Consider the following 19,793-nt stretch of genomic DNA (forward strand, 5'->3'; position numbering starts at 1 on the left):
GTCAGGCATTTGCCCATTGTTAATGAGGACCAGTTTTTGGGCCTGCTTGCCGAGCCGGATGCAATTGCCGAGCCGGACCACGACGTGCAAATTGGCACCCTGGCACTTTCGCTGGTAAACCCTTATGTGCTGGAAGACCAACATATTTATGATGTTATACGCCTGTTTTATGAGCAGCAGCTAACCATTGTGCCGGTGCTTGATAATAAAAGGAACTACCTGGGCATGATATCTATCAATGCCATGAATGGCTATTTTGCAAGGCTTACATCGGTAGCGCAACCGGGTGGTATAATTGTATTGGAGATAAACAGCCGTAACAATTCGCTGGCACACATGGCGCAGATAGTGGAGTCAGACAATGCGCAGATATTAAGCTCATACATCAGCACCTATCCCGATTCAACAAAGATGGACGTTACCTTAAAAGTTAATAAGCAGGATATATCAGCCATAGTAGCCAGTTTTTTACGGTATGAGTATGATATAAAGGCCACCTTTAATCATAATGACAGTGATAATTCAATGGATAGATATGATTCATTGATGAACTATTTGAATGTATAAATTAGTTCATAGCATATAGTTGATTGTTCATAGTCAATAAATTATAATTACCATGATCAATGAACCATCAACCATGAACCAAACCAAATGAAAATAGCAGTTTACGGCAGGCAGTTTAATGATCTGGCGACACTTCCGTTTATACAGCAGGTGTTTGATACGCTGGAGCAGCATGGTGTTGAAATTTTTGTGCATCACCAGCTCAGCGAATTTATCGCCGGAAAAATTAATAATATTCCCTACAAAGTGCTGCAAAGCACCGATAAAATAAAAGGCTTTATTGATTTGTTTTTAACCCTCGGGGGCGACGGTACCCTGCTGGATATGGTAACGGTTATAGCCGATTCGGGCGTGCCTGTAATAGGTATAAACTTTGGGCGATTAGGATTTTTGGCCAGTATAAACAAAAGCGATATAACCGCGGCCATACATGCTGTAGTTAATAAAGAATATACCCTGGATACCCGGACACTGTTAAGTATTGAGTCGGATCATAATGTCTTTCCTGATGGTAATTTCGCGCTTAATGATATTACTATCCATAAACGCGACGACTCGGCAATGATAACCATGCATGTGTTTTTAGACGGCGAGTTTTTAAACTCGTATTGGGGAGATGGTATTATTATAGCTACAGCTACAGGCTCAACGGCTTACTCGTTAAGCTGCGGCGGGCCCATCATATTTCCGCAGTCAAATGGTATTGTTTTAACGCCGGTATCGCCGCATAATTTAAATGTGCGGCCTATTGTTTTACCTGATAGCAGCGTACTGTCATTTGAAGTAGAGAGCCGCAGCAATAAGTACTTACTGTCGTGCGATTCGCGCACAGCGGTTATTAATAAACAATCGCGTTTTCATGTAAAAAAGGCTGCATTTGGCTTAAACCTTATCCGTTTAAACAATGAAAGCTATTTATCAACGTTAAGGAACAAATTGTTGTGGGGCCTTGACGCCCGCAATTATTAACTTTGTTAATGCGTAAATTTTTAATCTCCCTTATTTTAATGGCCATAGCTTATGGTGTGCGCGCACAAACTTGGGAGGTTGGTGCTTCGGCAGGTTTAGCAGGATATATGGGCGACCTTAACCCCAATAACCCCTTGCTGGTTAGCGGCGGCGCGGGCAGCATATTGTTAAAGCGAAATTTTGATGAATACTTTTCGGCCCGATTAAGCCTAACCGCGGGTACCATAGCCGGTGCCGACAGCCTGTCAGGCAACAGGCAGTTTGTAAACCGCAACTTAAGTTTTAAAACCAGTTTGCAAGAAGTAAGCCTGGTGGGCGAGGTTAACTTCATGAAATATATACCATCAGTTACAACCAATCGGTACACACCTTATTTATTTATTGGCGGGGCGCTTACACACTTTAATCCGCAGGCTACTTACCAGGGCCAAACTTATGACTTACAACCATTAAAAACCGAAGGACAGGCGCAACCATACAAAACCAGTACCGTAGCTGCTATTTATGGCGCGGGCATTAAGTTTAACTTTACCGACTCATGGAACCTTATAGCTGATATTGGGTACCGCTATGCTTTTACTGATTATCTGGATGATGTGAGTGGGCTTTACGCGCCGGTAAGTAGTTTTAGCAGTCCAAATTCCATTGCATTTAAATTGGCCGACAGGGGTTTAACGCCGGGCTTCCCCGGTACACAACGCGGCGATTTAAGGCCGCACGATACTTATTTTTTTATTAACCTTACCCTTTCATTTACCTTTATATCGGCAAAATGCTATTATTAGCACATGCAATAGGGGTAATTTGTGTAGTATTTTAACAATAAACTTTCTTTTAGCCGCATATACTAAAAAAGTACAAAGTAAGTTTTACCTTTGTCCGCTGAAAAAACTGGTTTTAGTTAACCGGCCCGCGAGGAAAAAGCTATATTGCAGCGCCGTTGCAATGATAAGGTAGGTGAAATAAAATGGAATATAAAGATCAGATCGATTTGTCAAGATTGCCTAATCATATTGCTATTATTATGGATGGTAATGGCAGGTGGGCAAAAGAACAAGGCAAATTAAGAATATTCGGCCATCACAACGGGGTACTTAGCGTGCGCGATGCGGTAGAAGGGGCCTGCGATCTGGGTTTAAAATATCTTACTCTTTATACTTTCTCGTCAGAGAATTGGAACCGCCCTAAGCTGGAAGTAATGGCCATAATGGAGTTAATGGTAAGCACCATACATAAAGAAATTCAAAACTTTATGAAAAAAAATGTGCGCCTTAATGCCATTGGCGATTTGGAAATGCTGCCGCCTAAGTGCCTTAAAGAGTTAAACAAAGCCATTGAAACAACAGCCGCCAACACGGGCCTGGTGCTTACGCTGGCTTTAAGTTACAGTTCGCGCCGTGAGATTGTACATGCTGCAAAAAACATAGCTGCCAAAGTAAAAAGCGGCCAATTAGATATAGATGATATTACTGAAGAAGTGTTTGAAAATAATTTATATACCGCTGATATGCCCGATCCGGAATTACTGATCAGAACCAGCGGCGAATATCGTATAAGTAATTACCTGCTTTGGCAAATTGCCTATGCCGAGTTGTATTTTACACCTAAATTATGGCCCGATTTCAGAAAGGAAGACCTGTATGAAGCCATACATGATTACCAGAAACGCGAACGTCGTTTTGGTATGACAAGTGAACAGGTAAACTAAATTTTTACTTTTAACACTTTTTAACAACTGTATAAATTATTTTTAGCCCACTAAAATATCCGAATGAATAAATTTCTTTTTGCTGTTCTTTTATCCGTGATGAGCACCGTTGCTATGGCCCAGATACCTCGGTCATCGTCATCAAGGCCACTGCCTGCTGATAGTTTGAGTTACCTGAACCCCAAAGAATATATTATAGGAGGAATTGCAGTTAGCGGCGCTAAAAATCTGGATAATGAAACACTTATTACTATATCAAAGTTAACCAAAGGTGATAAAATTACCCTGCCCGGCGATGCCAATGCCAATGTTATAAAAAATCTTTTTTCGCAAGGGCTTTTTGATGATGTGCAGCTTAACATCACCAAAATTAACCTGGATACGGTTTATTTAGAAATAGCCGTGCAAGAGCGCCCGCGTTTGTCGCGCCTGCACATTACCGGTATACGCAAAGGCGAGGCGGACGATCTGCAAAAAAAGCTTACTGATAAAACCAATAAAATTGTAAACGATAACCTTTTATCAACCACAACCGCAATTATTAAAAAGCATTTTAATGATAAAGGATATTTAAACACCACGGTTACCATTAAGCAAAGGCCTGATCCGGGCGACCCCAACAGTATTATTTTGGATGTGATTGTTAATAAGAAGGAAAAGGTAATGGTAAACCAAATTACGTTTGAAGGTAATAAGGAAATATCATCAAAAAGGTTAAAAAAATATTTAGGCAGTTCAACACGTACCCGCAAATGGTATAATGTATTTGGGTCAAAAAAGTTTAAGCCCAATAAGTTTGATGAGGATAAGCAAAAACTGGTTGAAAATATTCAGGCCAAAGGTTACCGCGATGCCGAAATTATAAGCGATACCATTAAAAACCATGACGGCGAATCAATAGATATTAAATTTAAAATACACGAAGGACCTAAATATTATTTTGGTAATATTAAATGGTCAGGTAACTCAAAATATCCCGATCTGTATCTGAACCAGATATTAAAAATTAAAAAAGGCGATGTTTTTAGCGAGGAGACATTAAATAAAAGGTTAACAGGGGCAGGCGAGGCTGCTGATGATATATCATCATTATATTTAAATGATGGTTATTTAACTTTTAATGCCGACCCTGTGCAAACCCGTGTGCATAATGACACCGTTGATTTAGAGATAAGAATGTTTGAAGGGCCGCAATATACTATAGGCCGCGTAAGCGTTAAGGGTAATGATATTACCAATGATAAGGTGGTAATGCGCGAAATAAAAACCATACCCGGCCAAAAATTCAGTAAAGCAGTATTAATACGCAGTACCCGCGATATTGGCCAGTTAGGTAATTTTGATGATACGAAAACCGATCCGAAAATAAATCCAAATCCACAGGATGGTACGGTGGATATATTATATAATGTAGTTGAAAAACCATCAGACCAGGTTGAGCTTTCGGGTGGTTTTGGTGGTGGCCAGCTGGTGGGTACGTTGGGACTTACCTTTAACAATTTTGCATTGCGTAATATTTTCCATTTAAAAGATTATAAACCATTGCCAAAAGGCGACGGGCAAAAATTGAGTTTACGGGGCCAGTCAAGCGGTAAAACTTACCAAAATTACTCGTTCACTTTCTCCGAGCCATGGCTGGGAGGTAAAAAGCCTATATATTTTGCAGTATCGGCCTATACACAGTTAAGCTCAACCGGGTATTATTATGATGTTACCAACCCATTATATAATAAGTTACGTATTAACGGTGTAGGTATAACATTAGGTAAAAAGTTAAAATGGCCTGATGACCTGTTCCAGTTAAATTATTCTTTGAATTATGACCATTATAACCTGGATAATTTTACCGGTTATTTATTTACCAATGGTACATCAAACAATATTAAATTAACGCAGGAGCTTAGCCGTAACTCGCTTGACCAGCTTATCTTCCCAACATCGGGTTCAAACATAAAGCTTACTATACAGGCAACACCGCCATATTCGGCATTCAATAACATCAACTACCGCATAGCTACACAGGAGCAGCGCTATCATTTTGTAGAATATTATAAATTTAAATTCGACGCGCAAAACTTTACCAGGCTTATGGGTAAATTTGTATTGATGTCGCAAGTTCGTTTCGGCTTCCTGGGGCAATACAACTCGTTGGTTGGCCCGTCGCCGTTTGAGCGCTTTAAGGTGGGTGGTGATGGTATGCAGAGCTACCAGTTTTTACAAGGCAGCGAGATCATTGGGTTAAGGGGTTATACCAACTTCTCTATAGTGCCGGTTGGCTCAAATTATGATGCTAATAATAACCCGGGCAGTCCTATATATAACAAAATTACCTTCGAGGTGCGCCACCCGGTTATTACCGGTGCATCGGCAACCATATTTTTATTAGCCTTTGCTGAGGGCGGTAACACCTGGAATACTTTTAGCCAGTTTAATCCGTTTAACATGAGACGATCGGCAGGTATTGGCGCACGGATATTTTTACCTATTTTTGGATTACTTGGTTTAGATTATGGTTATGGTTTCGACGCCATACCCGGAAACCCGTCTGCTAACAAAGGGCAGGTTAGTTTCTCCATATCTCAAAGCATCAGTGGCGGATTTAATTAATTTTGCATAAAAGCATGAAAAAAATATTTTTAGTAACCTGTTTTACCATATTTGCATTTACCGCCTCGTTTGCGCAGCGGTTTGCCTATGTAAACTCCGACTATATTTTAAAACACATGCCCGAGTATGTTTCGGCACAAAAACAACTGGCGGCGTTGTCTGAACAATGGCAAAAAGAGGTTGATGCCCGTTTCCAGGAAATTGACCGGCTGTACAAAGCCTACCAGGCCGACCAGCCGCTGATGACCCCGGACATGAAAAAACGCCGCGAGGCCGAAATTGTTGAAAAAGAGAAATTAGCTAAAGATTTTCAGGTACAAAAGTTTGGACCCGATGGCGAATTACCCAAACGCAGTACAGCCACCATTAAACCTATTCAGGATAAAGTGTCTAAAGCTATACAGGCCGTTGCCGAGAGCGAGAATTTGGACATGATTTTTGATAAAAACAGCGATGTGATCATGTTATTTGCCAACCCGCGTTATGATAAAAGCGACGAAGTAATAACCCGTTTAGGATTAAAACCCGGCGTATTTGCTAAATAAAAAATTTATACATATAATCGTACTATAATTAATTTAAACACAAAAAAAGAAGAATGAAAAATTTATTTAAAGTTGCTGCAATTGCACTATGCATAGTATTAATGGGCAACTTTGCCAAAGCACAAACGAAGATAGGGTATATAGCTGTAGATCAGATTATACCGTTGTTACCTGAATATAAAACAGCCCAAACTACTGTTACTAATTTTCAGCAAACTTATATAGACGCAATTCAAAAGCTAGGTACAGAATATCAAAATAAAGCTAAAGATTATGAAGCTAAAAGGGCGACTATGAGTGAAGCTGCCCGCACCGTGGCGGAAAGCGAACTTGGCGATCTTCAAAAAAGAACTACAGACTTGCAAAATAAAGCGCAGCAAGATGTTGCAGCTAAAGGTGACGAGCAAATGCAGCCTTTGGTTGCCAAGGTAAAAGCAGCTATAACAGCCGTAGCAAAAGAAAAAGGCTACACTTATGTTATTAATACATCGTCTACAGACCTTATCGTTGCACCTGAAGCCGATAACTTATTAGCAGCTGTAAAACTTAAATTAGCTTTAAAATAATTTTAATGTAATACATTTACAAAGCTCCCCGGTTATTCGGGGGGCTTTTTTTATTTTTTGTTAAATATGGCAGGTAAACCTATAGGTATTTTTGATTCGGGTATTGGCGGGCTTACGGTATTTCGTTCAATAGCCGAACAATTGCCGGGCTATGATTACATATACCTGGGCGATAGCAGTCGTGCCCCTTACGGCAACCGCTCGTTTAATACCATACACCAATACACCTGGGAATGTGTGCAATGGCTGTTTAAAATGGACTGCCAGCTCATTATACTGGCCTGCAATACCGCATCAGCAAAGGCGCTGCGCACCATACAGCAAAAGGATATGCAGGGCATTGACCCCACCAAACGGGTATTAGGCGTAATACGCCCAACTGCTGAGGTTATTGGCAATTACTCTGCCACTAAAGAAATTGGTGTTTTAGGCACTACAGGTACCGTACAGTCCGAATCATACCTGATAGAGATACAAAAGTTTTTTCCCGACCTTAAAGTGTACCAGCAGGCATGCCCGCTGTGGGTACCTATGATTGAAAGTGGCGATTACGAAAAGCCCGAAGCGGATGCGATTATCAATTTATACCTGTATGAGCTGATGAAGCAATCGGTAAATATTGATACCATATTATTGGCTTGCACGCATTACCCGTTGATACAGGATAAAATAAAAGCGCTTTTATCGCCCAATATAAAGGTAATAGCCCAGGGCGACATAGTGGCCCATAGTCTGGCCGACTACCTGCAACGCCACCCCAAAATGGAGCAGCAGTTAAGCAAAACAGGCACCAAACAATTTTTTACTACGGATGATACGGCTGAGTTTGATGGTCATGCTTCAAGATTCTTTTCTGCTCCGGTTACTTCCTCGCATGTATCGGTTACGGAGTTTAGTTGCGGTTAAATTAATTGCTACTAAGTTGGTCAACTTTAATAGGTTTAACCTGCCTTAAATTGTTAAGCATTTATTAAGTTTGCACTCAAAGCAAACGTATTGAATTATTACCTAACATATATCATAGTTGCCATAGGGCTTTTTAGCTTCTCGGCCCTGTTTGCCTTATTTGGCGTATATGCCGAGCGTAAATTATCCGCCTTTATACAAGACCGTCTGGGACCAACCGAAACGGGCAAATTTGGTACCCTGCAAACCTTTGCAGATATTGTAAAACTGGTACAAAAAGAACTGATAACCCCCGCCGCTGCCGATAAAATGCTATTTGTAATGGCCCCGGTAATTATATTTATTGCGGTTTATATGGGTTTTGCGGCGCTGCCCTGGGCACCGGGCCTTGTCCCTTCAAAAATCAATTTAGGTTTATATTATATTTTCGCCATTATATCCATGGAAACATTGGGTATACTCATGGCGGGCTGGGGATCAAACAATAAATATTCTATACTAGGTGCTATGCGTTCGGCCGCACAGATCATTTCGTACGAGATACCGGCTGGCTTTGCGCTTATATCGGTTGTAATGATAGCGCAAACCCTTAACCTGCAAACCATAGGCCTACAGCAAGGTATCCTGTCAGCAGAAAAAACAAAATTTTTAGGCTTTTATGATGTAAGCCATATGGGGGGCATATTAGCGTGGAATATTTTCAGGGCACCGCACCTCATCATCGCGTTCGTAATTTATTTTATAGCCTCGTTAGCCGAGAGTAACCGCGCACCGTTTGATATTCCCGAAGCGGAGTCAGAACTGGTATCAGGTTTTCATACCGAGTATTCGGGTTTAAGGTTCGCGTTTATATTCCTGGCAGAATATTCTATGATGTTCCTGGTATCTATGGTAGGCGTTATTTTATTTTTAGGGGCATGGAATACACCTCTGCCAAATATAGGATCGTTACATTTAGCTAATTGGACAACCGGCACTGTTTGGGGCATATTTTGGGTAGCCGCCAAAAGCCTTACCCTGGTTGGCGTACAAATGTGGATACGCTGGACGCTGCCACGTCTGCGTGTTGACCAGTTAATGGCGCTTTGCTGGAAGGTATTAACCCCGCTGGCATTTTTATGTATGCTGATATCGGGCGTGTGGCGGTTATGGCTAATGTAGTATAGTGATTAGTGATTTGTAATTAGAGATTAGTTTAAGTAATATAAAATCAACGGTATCAAAAGAATCAAATAAAAATCAGCGGTCAGTGGTCAAGAGGGCAATAAAAGGATTTACAACAGCTATGACAGGGTTAGGTTTAACCCTGCGGCACCTGTTCACGTCAAACGCGAAGCGGGATGTTGTGCCTATAAGCTCCGATAATTATTTCCACCAGTTAGAAGGAACCAATACTATACAATATCCCCACCAAAAATTACCCATACCCGAGGTTGGGCGTTACCAGCTGGATGTGGAGATAGATGATTGTATAGTTTGCGACCTATGCGCCAAAATTTGTCCGGTTGATTGTATAACGATCGAGTCGATAAAAACTACAGATCCGGCAGGTATAGGTCAAACATCAGATGGTACTACCAAGAGGCTTTATGCCGCCCAATTTGATATTGATATGGCCAAGTGCATGTACTGCGGCTTATGCACCATAGTTTGCCCTACCGAGTGTATTATAATGACCAATCAGTACGATAAAACCGTATTTGAGTTGAGCAATCTTACTTATGAATTTTCGGATATGGCACCCGAAGATGCTGCCGAAAAACGCGCGCTGTTAGAAAAACAGCAAGCCGAAAAGCAGGCCGCCAAATTGGCTGCTATGCAGCAAAAGGAGGGTGGGGTATGAGCGTAACGCAGATACTTTTTTATGTAATGGCTTTTATTGTGGTGGGTTCGGCACTGTTTGTGGCGGCTACTAAAAATTTGGTGCGCTCCATATTTATGTTTTTTATAACGTTGTTTGCACTGGCGGGCCTTTACGTTTTGGCCCTGGCCGATTTTGTGGCCATAACCCAGGTGGTAATATATGTAGGCGGTATTTTAGTGCTAATATTATTTGCGTTTATGCTATCGGGCAGGGAAACGCTGAATATACTACAGCAGCAAAAAAGTAAACTGGTTAATGTAGGTAAGCTGCCCGCGCTAATATTAGCGGTATTATTTTTTGTGGTGATGATAGTTGTGGTAACTAAAATAGATGCAGGTAATTTAAACTGGGTAAAGCAGTCTATCGTAACTCACAATGAAATTAAGCCCAACGACCTGGTTACCGATAACATCGGTATTAATTTAATGACACGTTATCTGCTGCCTTTTGAGGCCATATCAGTATTGTTAATGATAGCGCTGGTTGGCGCGGCACACTTATCGCGTAAGGAGGTGAAAGGATGATAGGGTTAACCGATTTTTTAATAGTAAGCGCCGCGTTGTTTTGCATCGGTATGTATATGATCGTATCAAAACGGAACGCCATACAAATACTAATAGGCATTGAACTGATGCTGAACGCAGCCATTTTAAACCTGGTGGCCTTTAGTAAGTACGATAAAATAAACAATACCGGACAGGTGTTTGCCCTGTTTGCCATTGTGCTGGCAGCGGCAACAACTGCTGTGGCGCTGGCTATCATACTAAATGTTTACCGCCAATATAAAACTATTGACCCGGGAGAAATTAATAAGTTGAGGGATTGAATATGAACTCAACTAAAGTAGATAAGAAAAAGAGCGTTGTCATCCTGAGCTTGTCGAAGGATGCGGGGCAGGCCCTTACGCGCATCCTTCGACAAGCTCAGGATGACAGTTTAAGGACAGCTTAAAAAACTAATATTTGGAAACATACCTACCATACCAGGATTCGTTAACCATTTGTCGGGCATTGGCGGCTGTGCTGTTGCCGCTGCTAGCTTTTGCAGTTAACTTTTTTATGCCTGCAAAATGGTGTAAGGTAACCGGGTGGGTATCAACTTTAGCTATTTTATTTAGCTGTATCCTGTCGGTAATGGTATTTAACGGGGTATGGAACCATTTACCCGTGCACTGGCAAATACGCTGGTTTGTAATTGGCGGCAGTAAAATTTACGCGGGTATATTGTTAAACAACCTGTCGGCTTTAATGCTGCTGCTGGTATCGGTAATTGCACTGCCGGTGCATATATACTCAACCGCCTACATGAAGCATGACGAACGGTACAACCGTTACTTTACCTATCTCAGCTTTTTTTGCTTTAGTATGCTGGCATTGGTTGTGGCCGATAACCTGGTACTACTATATGCTTTTTGGGAGCTGGTAGGTTTTTCGTCATACCTGTTAATAGGTTTTTGGTTTACCCGCCAAAACGCGATAATGGCCAATAAAAAAGCTTTTATTATGAACCGGATAGGCGATGTTGGCTTATTGATAGCCATTCTTATCCTTTTCTCTCAGTACCGCACTTTTGATATGGTGCAGCTTTTTGGCAGCGAGGGCTTTGTTACCCAGTCGCAAATTGTGGACGGCAACTGGCTCGGTCCAATACGCAGTATGCCCGCGGTTTGGCAATACATTGCTTTTGGAGGAATATTATTAGGGGTGGCGGCAAAGTCGGCACAGTTCCCGCTGCATACCTGGCTGCCCGATGCTATGGAGGGCCCAACATCCGTATCGGCCTTAATTCACGCGGCTACTATGGTTGCTGCAGGCGTATTTTTATTGGGTAGGGTTTACCCCATGTTTACATCGGTCGAGTTGGATATATTGGCTGCTGTCGGTTGCTTTACCGCCTTTATGGCTGCTACCATCGCGCTTACGCAAAATGACCTAAAACGTATTTTGGCTTACTCTACTATATCGCAACTGGGTTATATGGTTATGGCAATGGGTATTGGTGCCTATGCATCGTCGCTATTTCATTTGGTAACGCACGCGTTTTTTAAATGCCTGCTGTTTTTAGTGGCCGGTATTGTAATACACCAGGTGCAGCATATTAAGGAAGATAACGATCTTGACATCGACCCCCAAAACATACTCAATATGGGCGGCCTGCGTAAAAAACTGCCGCTAACCTTTATTGCTGCGCTGATTGGCAGTTTGGCTTTGATTGGTTTGCCGCTTACATCGGGCTATTTATCAAAGGATGGTATTTTGATACAGGCGTTTGATTGGAGCGATGACAAAAGTATCTGGTTTAAACTCATCCCTTATGGTGCCATAGCCACCACCTGGCTTACCGCTTTTTATGTGGCAAGGCTAATGGTAAAGGTGTTTTTTGGCAAATTTAAACTGGAGCAATTCCATCCCAATATAAAATACCACATCAGCGATGGGGGATTGCAATATAAAGCACCGCTTGTTTTTTTGGCTGCGGCATCTTTGTTCCCGTTGTTTTCGCTTAACCCTGTTTTATATGAACAGGCTTGGCTGTATACCGCATTTACACCCGCAAATTACCTCGACCGGGTAAATATATACCATACCATTATCCCCATAGGGGTAAATATTTTAAGCGTTTTTGTAATGTATTGGGCCTATAGTGTATACTTTAAGCGTAATAGCTGGTCGTTTCCGCAAACAGGTTTCCTGTTCCGGCTTTCGTACAATCAATGGTATATTGATAAAATATACCTACGTTTTATAGTCGAACCGTTTATGGCATTAACGCGCGGCGCGTCCATTTTTGATTTAAAGGTGATAGACGGCTTTATACATCTGCTCACGCGGATAGTTATTGCTATATCAAAATTAGCCGCCTGGTTTGATCATAACATTATTGATGGTGCTACCCGTTTGCTTACATTTATGGTAGAAAGCATTGGTAATTTTGTGCGCGGCTTTCAACGCGGCAAAATTCAATACTATTTATTCAGTATGCTGGCCATAGTGCTGGCGCTGTTTATTTTAAAAATTCTAATTTAGATTGGAGATGTTAGATATGAGATATAGAAATATTTATTTAATGAGGATTGGTAAGCACTCACCACTCACCACTCACCACTCACTACTCACAACATGAATGTGCTAACCCTATTAATATTTACCCCCATACTGTTTGGCTTTATCATTGCCTTGCTGCCGTCGGGTATGCGCGGTAGTTTTAAGTATATCACGCTGCTGGCTACACTGGTACAGTTAGCTATAAGTGTGTGGATATACTGCAACTTTAAAACCGGCCCGGCGTTTGGCGGCATTATGCACGAGGATCAGTTTCAGTTTGTGCAAAAAATACCCTGGATAAACCTTAATCTGGGCACCATGGGCAACATGCAGGTTGATTATTTTGTTGGTATCGACGGCATATCCGTAACCCTGCTGGTCATGACCTCGTTAATACTGGTCATAGCAGCCTTGGCCTCGTGGGAGATCACCAGTAATTTAAAAGGTTTTTTTGTGCTGTTCCTGATATTGGATATGGCCGTTATAGGCGTGTTTTGCTCGCTCGATTTTTTCCTGTTCTACATTTTTTACGAGCTGATGCTGCTGCCATTATACTTTTTAATAGGGATGTGGGGCGGTGTGCGGCGCGAATATGCGGCCATCAAATTTTTCCTATTTACGCTGTTTGGTTCGGTATTTATGTTGCTGGTGATGATAGGTTTATACCTTTCGGTTACCGACCCGGTTACGCATAGCCACACCTTTAATATGGTGCAAATGATGAACCCCGCCAACTATGGCCGCGATTCTATATTCTCAGTATTCGCGCATCAAACCATTTTTGGGGTATCTGCCCGTACTATTGGGTTCGTGGTGTTATTTATCGCCTTTGCCATTAAGGTGCCGGTTGTGCCGTTGCATACCTGGCTACCCGATGCGCACGTAGAGGCACCTACGCCGGTATCTATCATTCTTGCAGGTATATTGCTAAAAATTGGCGGTTACGGTATCATCAGGGTATGTATCAGCATATTTCCGGATGTAGCTACCTGCAGTGCTTTCTGGCTGGGGTTATTGGGCGTTATCTCTATATTATATGGTGCCTTCAATGCGTTGGCCCAGCGCGATCTTAAACGGGTTATCGCATACTCATCTGTATCGCAAATGGGGTTTGTATTGTTAGGCATTGCCTCCCAAACTGCCGAGGGCATAAGCGGCGCGGTAATGCAAATGGTGAGCCACGGGTTTTTATCAACCATGCTGTTCTTCCTGGTAGGGGTGGTGTATAACCGAGTGCATGATAGAGATATCTACCACTTTAGGGGTCTTGCCGGTTTAATGCCTAAATACACAGTATTTATAATGATAGCATTTTTCGCGTCGTTAGGCTTGCCGGGGTTCTCGGCATTTATTGCAGAAGCTTTCTCATTAGCCGGGGCATTTAAATCGCCATCGGCTAATGGTTTATTACCTTACTGGATGGCTGCCTGCGGCGCGGTAGGTATATTGTTTAGTGCCTGCTATTTTTTATGGACCTTACAGCGTGTATTTTTTGGCTCGTTATCCCTAAAAGGCGGCGAGGTATGGAAAACCGCATTAACTGATTTGAATCCCCGCGAGATCATTGCCCTTGTACCCTTAGCCACGCTGGTATTGGTTTTAGGGGTAATGCCATCATTTGTATTTGATAAAATAAATGATTCGGTTTTGTTACTGGTTCAGTTTTTACAGCGATAAATGCACGAGCTACTACCCTATATACCGCAGCAACTAACCCAAATTTTGGGCGACATAAGCTATTTTATGCCCGAGATATATTTGGCTATATTTTTTATGTTGGTTTTATTAACCGATCTCATCTTCGGTAAAAACTCGGCTAAACTATGCCGCGCGGTAGCTTGCATGGGTATTGCCATTGTTATTTTTAAAGATCTGCAGCAGGTGGCTATGGTGTTACATGAGGGCAGGCTTTTATTCAGCAATATGTTGCTGTTAAACCATACCTCGCTGGTGTTTAAATTTATTATTGATGTATTGGCATTTGCCTTATTCATATATTTCCCCTGGGACGAGCGTTTAAAGGCCCATCCCAAGGGATTATCTGACCTGTATACCATTACTATCGGGTCGGTATTTGGTTTGCATTTAATGGTGATGGCTGTAAACCTGTTGTCGGTTTATGTGGCTATAGAGGTGGTATCTATCAGCTCGTATTTAATGGTGGCCTACCGGTCAGAAAATGGCTTTAGCACCGAGGCGGGTTTAAAATATGTATTATTTGGCGGGGCGTCATCGGCTATGCTATTGTATGGTATATCGTTGTTCTACGGCTTTATGGGGTCGGCAAATATTTTTGATACAGGGGCCTTGCATAACCTTTCCGCCATTAACCCTTTAGCCCTAACCTTCGCGCTGTTATTGATGTTTATTGGTATTGGGTTTAAGCTATCTATGGTACCCATGCACTTTTGGGTGCCCGATGTGTATCAGGGTGCGCCAACGCCGGTTACAGCTTATCTTTCAACCCTGCCAAAAATTGCGGCTTTTGGGTTGCTGGTTAACTTTTTAACCCCGTTTATATTCTTAGCAGATTTTTCGGTCCTGAATTTAAAGTTATACCTCTCCATTATAGGTATCATTACTCTTATAGCCGGAAATTTTGCCGCCGTTATGCAAACCAATGTAAAGCGCATGCTGGCCTATTCAAGCATTGGGCATACAGGTTTTGCTTTAATGGCTATAGTTACTTTTACCGGGCAAGGTATAAGCGCACTTGCTTTTTACCTTGCGGTATATGGCATAGCTAATATAGCCGCGCTGGCGTTAGCCAGCTACTTTGCCAACGTTGCCGATGCGGAAGATATAGAAGGGTATAGGGGCCTGGGCTTAAGTTATCCCACGGCTTCAATTTGTTTTATTATTATATTGATTTCATTAACCGGACTGCCTGTTTCTGTAGGGTTTGCGGGTAAGTTGTTTGTTTTTTCGTCGGTTTACAGCGTTTATCAGCAAAACCACGATGTGTGGCTGTTATTATTTATGATAACCGGGGCCTTAACCACCGTAGTTTCTTTATTCTATTACATAAAAATACCGCTGTACTTATTTCTTAAAAAGCGCGAAAACCCGGTTACTGTAATCTCAAATTCAAATACAATTATCATTTTTGCAATCATTGTTTGTTTAATTGTGCTCTTGCTTGGTATTTTCCCTGATAAACTTCTTCAGTTTTTGTAAAAAGACACTTTTTATCCACTTTTTCATAAATAATTAACATTTATTTCATTTATATATGATATTAATCATAATTTCAGGCCGTTTTTAATTCAAATAATTCGACTAATTTTATGAAGCGTTATTTTCCATTTTCTATAATCGTATTAATTCTCCTTTTAACCTTTATTTTCCCATCTGTTGATTTTGATAAATCAGCAAAATCAAACTACAATACCGGCGACATCGCCTGGATGCTCATGTCAACCGCGCTGGTACTGATCATGACACCCGGTCTGGCGTTTTTTTACGGCGGTATGGTTAACAAAAAGAACGTTATATCCACCATGCTGCAAAGCGTTATCTGTATGGTTATTATTACTGTAATGTGGGGCATATTTGGCTTTAGCCTTGCCTTTGGCGATAGTATAGGTGGCGTAATAGGTAACCCCTCAACTTATTTTATGATGAAGGGCATGTTAGGCAACAATACCTGGAAACTGGCACCAACCATTCCGTTATTGCTGTTTGCCATGTACCAGCTAAAGTTTGCTATTATAACCCCCGCGTTGATAACCGGCGCTTTTGCCGAGCGTATTCGCTTTAATTCGTACATCATATTTTTATGTCTGTTCTCTATATTTATATTCTCACCGCTGGCGCACTGCACCTGGCACCCTGATGGTTTGTTAAGTAAAATGGGCGTGTTAGACTTTGCAGGCGGTACCGTAGTACATATGTCGGCCGGGTGGGCGGCATTGGCGTCGGCCTTATATTTAAAGAAAAGAAACGAGCCCAGCCATGCGCCCGCGCGTATTACTTATGTTTTAATAGGTACGGGCTTATTGTGGTTTGGTTGGTTTGGCTTTAACGCGGGTTCGGCATTTGGTGCTAACCATTTAGCGGTTACGGCACTGGCCACCAGTACAACAGCATCGGCAGCAGCAGGTTTAACCTGGATATTTTTTGATATGCTGCGTGGCAAAAAGCCATCGGCCATGGGCACCTGTATTGGTGCGGTTGTTGGTTTGGTAGCTATTACCCCGGCAGCGGGTTATGTATCTGTTCCGCATTCGTTGGCAATAGGTATTATATCAGCGGTAGTGAGTAACCTGGTGGTTGAGTGGCGCACCCGCACATCGATTGACGATACATTGGATGTTTTTCCCTGCCATGGTGTAGGCGGTATGGTAGGTATGCTGCTTACCGGCGTATTTGCTAACGTAAATGTAAACCCGGCCAACACAACAGGCAACGGTTTGTTTTTTGGCGAGACCCACCTGTTTTTAGTACAGCTTTTTGCCATGATAGTAGTATCCATTTATGCTTTTTTTGGTTCGTTGCTGCTATTAAAAATTACGGATATGATATCGCCGCTGCGCGTTTCAAAAGAAGACGAAGTAATTGGTCTTGACATTAGCCAGCATGGCGAAAAATTATAATAAGATACTTTCCCAATTAATAACCTCGAGGGTCCGGCTTTATAACCGGACCTTTTTTATTTTTTTAGCGATTTTTTTTGGTAAAACGGTTTACATAGCTTTACATAATTAAAGAAAAAATAGGTTAAATACTTAATAATCAATTATTTATAAAATTGCAGGGTTGACATAAAACATACCCGGATTTTACTTGTCGTTCACCCTCTTTCCGCCATAGGCTAAGAGAGGGTCGACGAGCGTCTGAGCGTAGTCGGGGGTGAGTAAATGTCGCACTATTTGCCCTTTTTTTAAAGTTATTCTAAAGCATCATATTTATCCACAATCCGGCAAATATCACAGGTATAATGTGTATTTTCGCAGGTTGTTTTTTAAACCAAATATGAGCGAAGAAAATCAGGACAAATCAAATTACTCGGCAGATAATATACAGGTTTTAGAAGGGTTAGAAGCGGTGCGCAAGCGCCCTTCGATGTATATTGGCGATACTGGCGCAAAAGGCTTGCACCACCTGGTGTATGAAGTGGTTGATAACTCGATAGATGAGGCACTTGCCGGATATTGCGATACCATAAATGTTACTATACATAAAGGTAACTCGATTACTGTTGTTGATAATGGCCGAGGTATACCAACGGGCATTACTACTAAAGAGCAAGTATCGGCACTGCAAATTGTAATGACGGTATTGCACGCCGGTGGTAAGTTTGATAAAGATACCTACAAAGTATCCGGTGGTTTGCATGGTGTGGGTGTAAGTTGCGTAAACGCGCTTTCAACACACATGAAAACCGTGGTTGAGCGCGATGGTAAAATATTTACCCAGGAGTATGCGCAAGGCAAACCTTTATTTGAGGTAAAAGAAATTGGCGTATCAGACCGCACAGGTACAACCCAAACTTTTCAGCCCGACCCGGAGATATTTACCTTAACTACCGAATATAAATTTGAAACACTGGCCGGTCGTTTGCGCGAACTGGCTTACTTAAATAAAGGCATACGTTTAACCCTTACCGATGAGCGGGAGCAAAATGACGACGGAAGTTTCTTATCAGAAGAGTTTTACTCGACAGGCGGCTTAAGCGAGTTTGTTAAGTACCTGGATGGTACACGCACATCTATAATACCTGAGCCAATTTATTTGGATGGTATAAAACAAGGCATACCGGTTGAACTGGCATTGCAGTATAATGATACCTATAGCGAGAACGTATACTCGTATGTAAATAATATTAACACTATTGAAGGCGGTACGCACGTTGCCGGTTTCCGTAGGGGGCTAACCCGTACCCTAAAAAGCTATGCTGATAAAGAGGGGCTGCTTAAAAACATGAAAATTGAAATTACCGGTGATGACTTCCGCGAGGGGTTGACCGCCATAATTTCGGTAAAAGTGCAGGAGCCGCAGTTTGAAGGCCAAACCAAGGGTAAGTTGGGTAACAACGAGGTAATGGGCGCCGTAGATATGGCCGTAGGCGAAATTTTAGGTAATTACCTGGAAGAACACCCTAAGGAAGCCAAAATGATAGTAAACAAGGTTATACTGGCCGCTACAGCCCGTGCCGCAGCCCGTAAAGCACGCGAAATGGTGCAGCGTAAAAGTGTAATGGGTGGCTCGGGTTTACCCGGCAAACTGGCCGATTGCGCTAACAGCGACCCTGCATTATGCGAAATATATTTAGTGGAAGGTGACTCGGCGGGTGGTACTGCCAAACAGGGCCGCAACCGCGAGTACCAGGCAATTTTGCCGTTAAGAGGTAAGATACTTAACGTAGAGAAAGCCATGGAGCATAAGATATATGAGAACGAGGAGATAAAAAACATGTTTACCGGCCTGGGCGTTAGCCGCGGTACACCGGATGATGACAAGGCCTTAAATATTGCTAAACTGCGTTACCATAAAATTATCATCATGACGGATGCTGACGTGGATGGATCGCACATTACTACGCTGATATTAACTTTCTTCTTCCGTTATATGAAAGAGTTGATTGAGGCAGGATATGTTTATATCGCATCGCCGCCGTTATACCAGGTTAAAAAAGGTAAGGAGTTTGAATACTGCTGGACAGAAGCTCAACGCGACGTAGCTATACAAAAACTAAAAGGCGCCGGTAAAGAAGATAGCGTACACGTACAACGTTACAAAGGTTTGGGCGAGATGAACGCCGAGCAGTTATGGGAAACTACCATGAACCCGGCAACACGCACCCTTAAAAAGGCTAGTATTGAAAATGCCGCCGAGTGCGACCATACCTTTAGTATGTTAATGGGTGATGAAGTTGCCCCGCGCCGCGCATTTATTGAGAAAAATGCCAAATACGCGAAGATAGATACCTAGTAATTTCGGATTTCGGATTTTCGATTTCGGATTTATAATTATTTAAAACGCCTCTATAAGAGGCGTTTTTTGTTTGTCAGGTGT

17 protein-coding genes are annotated in these 19,793 nt (G+C 42.1%); all 17 read left to right on the forward strand.

Going from position 1 to position 19,793, the window contains the following annotated elements; all coding sequences use genetic code 11:
• A partial coding sequence (locus tag ABI367_RS01605; protein WP_462227115.1) for a CBS domain-containing protein occupies positions 1 to 567 on the forward strand: 567 nt, incomplete at its 5' end.
• An 87-nt stretch (positions 568 to 654) separates the two neighbouring features.
• Positions 655 to 1,536, forward strand: coding sequence for an NAD kinase (locus tag ABI367_RS01610; RefSeq protein ID WP_462227116.1), 882 nt, complete (start codon positions 655 to 657; stop codon positions 1,534 to 1,536).
• Positions 1,537 to 1,544: 8 nt separating this feature from the next.
• Positions 1,545 to 2,321, forward strand: a complete 777-nt coding sequence (gene porG, locus ABI367_RS01615) for a type IX secretion system protein PorG (protein WP_462227117.1) — start codon at positions 1,545 to 1,547, stop codon at positions 2,319 to 2,321.
• Positions 2,322 to 2,503: 182 nt separating this feature from the next.
• Positions 2,504 to 3,244 (forward strand): isoprenyl transferase, encoded by a 741-nt coding sequence (locus ABI367_RS01620; protein WP_462227118.1) that lies wholly within the window; start codon positions 2,504 to 2,506, stop codon positions 3,242 to 3,244.
• Between the two features lie 63 nt (positions 3,245 to 3,307).
• Positions 3,308 to 5,851: an outer membrane protein assembly factor BamA gene (gene bamA / locus ABI367_RS01625; RefSeq protein ID WP_462227119.1), complete on the forward strand. Its 2,544-nt coding sequence runs from the start codon at positions 3,308 to 3,310 to the stop codon at positions 5,849 to 5,851.
• Positions 5,852 to 5,865: 14 nt separating this feature from the next.
• Positions 5,866 to 6,396, forward strand: a complete 531-nt coding sequence (locus ABI367_RS01630) for an OmpH/Skp family outer membrane protein (protein ID WP_462227120.1) — start codon at positions 5,866 to 5,868, stop codon at positions 6,394 to 6,396.
• Positions 6,397 to 6,449: 53 nt separating this feature from the next.
• Positions 6,450 to 6,962, forward strand: coding sequence for an OmpH/Skp family outer membrane protein (locus tag ABI367_RS01635; RefSeq protein WP_462227121.1), 513 nt, complete (start codon positions 6,450 to 6,452; stop codon positions 6,960 to 6,962).
• A gap of 66 nt (positions 6,963 to 7,028) precedes the next feature.
• Positions 7,029 to 7,868, forward strand: a complete 840-nt coding sequence (gene murI, locus ABI367_RS01640) for a glutamate racemase (protein ID WP_462227122.1) — start codon at positions 7,029 to 7,031, stop codon at positions 7,866 to 7,868.
• Positions 7,869 to 7,958: 90 nt separating this feature from the next.
• Positions 7,959 to 9,029, forward strand: coding sequence for an NADH-quinone oxidoreductase subunit NuoH (gene nuoH, locus ABI367_RS01645; protein WP_462227123.1), 1,071 nt, complete (start codon positions 7,959 to 7,961; stop codon positions 9,027 to 9,029).
• A gap of 124 nt (positions 9,030 to 9,153) precedes the next feature.
• Positions 9,154 to 9,711, forward strand: a complete 558-nt coding sequence (locus tag ABI367_RS01650; RefSeq protein ID WP_462227124.1) for a 4Fe-4S dicluster domain-containing protein — start codon at positions 9,154 to 9,156, stop codon at positions 9,709 to 9,711.
• Complete coding sequence (locus ABI367_RS01655; RefSeq protein WP_462227125.1) at positions 9,708 to 10,256, forward strand: NADH-quinone oxidoreductase subunit J family protein; 549 nt, start codon at positions 9,708 to 9,710, stop codon at positions 10,254 to 10,256. The genes ABI367_RS01650 and ABI367_RS01655 overlap by 4 nt, the downstream gene beginning before the upstream one ends.
• Entirely contained in the window at positions 10,253 to 10,558 is a 306-nt protein-coding gene (gene nuoK / locus ABI367_RS01660; protein WP_462227126.1) for an NADH-quinone oxidoreductase subunit NuoK, read from the forward strand. Before ABI367_RS01655 ends, nuoK begins: the two co-directional genes overlap by 4 nt.
• Before the next feature lie 136 nt (positions 10,559 to 10,694).
• Entirely contained in the window at positions 10,695 to 12,758 is a 2,064-nt protein-coding gene (locus ABI367_RS01665) for an NADH-quinone oxidoreductase subunit 5 family protein (RefSeq protein WP_462227127.1), read from the forward strand.
• Positions 12,759 to 12,851: 93 nt separating this feature from the next.
• Entirely contained in the window at positions 12,852 to 14,453 is a 1,602-nt protein-coding gene (locus ABI367_RS01670; protein ID WP_462227128.1) for a complex I subunit 4 family protein, read from the forward strand.
• Positions 14,454 to 15,953 carry an NADH-quinone oxidoreductase subunit N gene (locus tag ABI367_RS01675; RefSeq protein WP_462227129.1) on the forward strand — a complete coding sequence of 500 codons (1,500 nt, stop codon included), beginning with the start codon at positions 14,454 to 14,456 and terminating at the stop codon, positions 15,951 to 15,953.
• Positions 15,954 to 16,063: 110 nt separating this feature from the next.
• Complete coding sequence (locus ABI367_RS01680; protein ID WP_462227130.1) at positions 16,064 to 17,371, forward strand: ammonium transporter; 1,308 nt, start codon at positions 16,064 to 16,066, stop codon at positions 17,369 to 17,371.
• Positions 17,372 to 17,750: 379 nt separating this feature from the next.
• Positions 17,751 to 19,709: a DNA topoisomerase (ATP-hydrolyzing) subunit B gene (gene gyrB, locus ABI367_RS01685; protein WP_462227131.1), complete on the forward strand. Its 1,959-nt coding sequence runs from the start codon at positions 17,751 to 17,753 to the stop codon at positions 19,707 to 19,709.
• The last annotated feature ends 84 nt before the right edge of the window (positions 19,710 to 19,793 follow it).

The organism is Mucilaginibacter sp., from assembly GCF_039935595.1.
In the GTDB taxonomy this organism is placed as follows: Bacteria; Bacteroidota; Bacteroidia; order Sphingobacteriales; family Sphingobacteriaceae; genus Mucilaginibacter.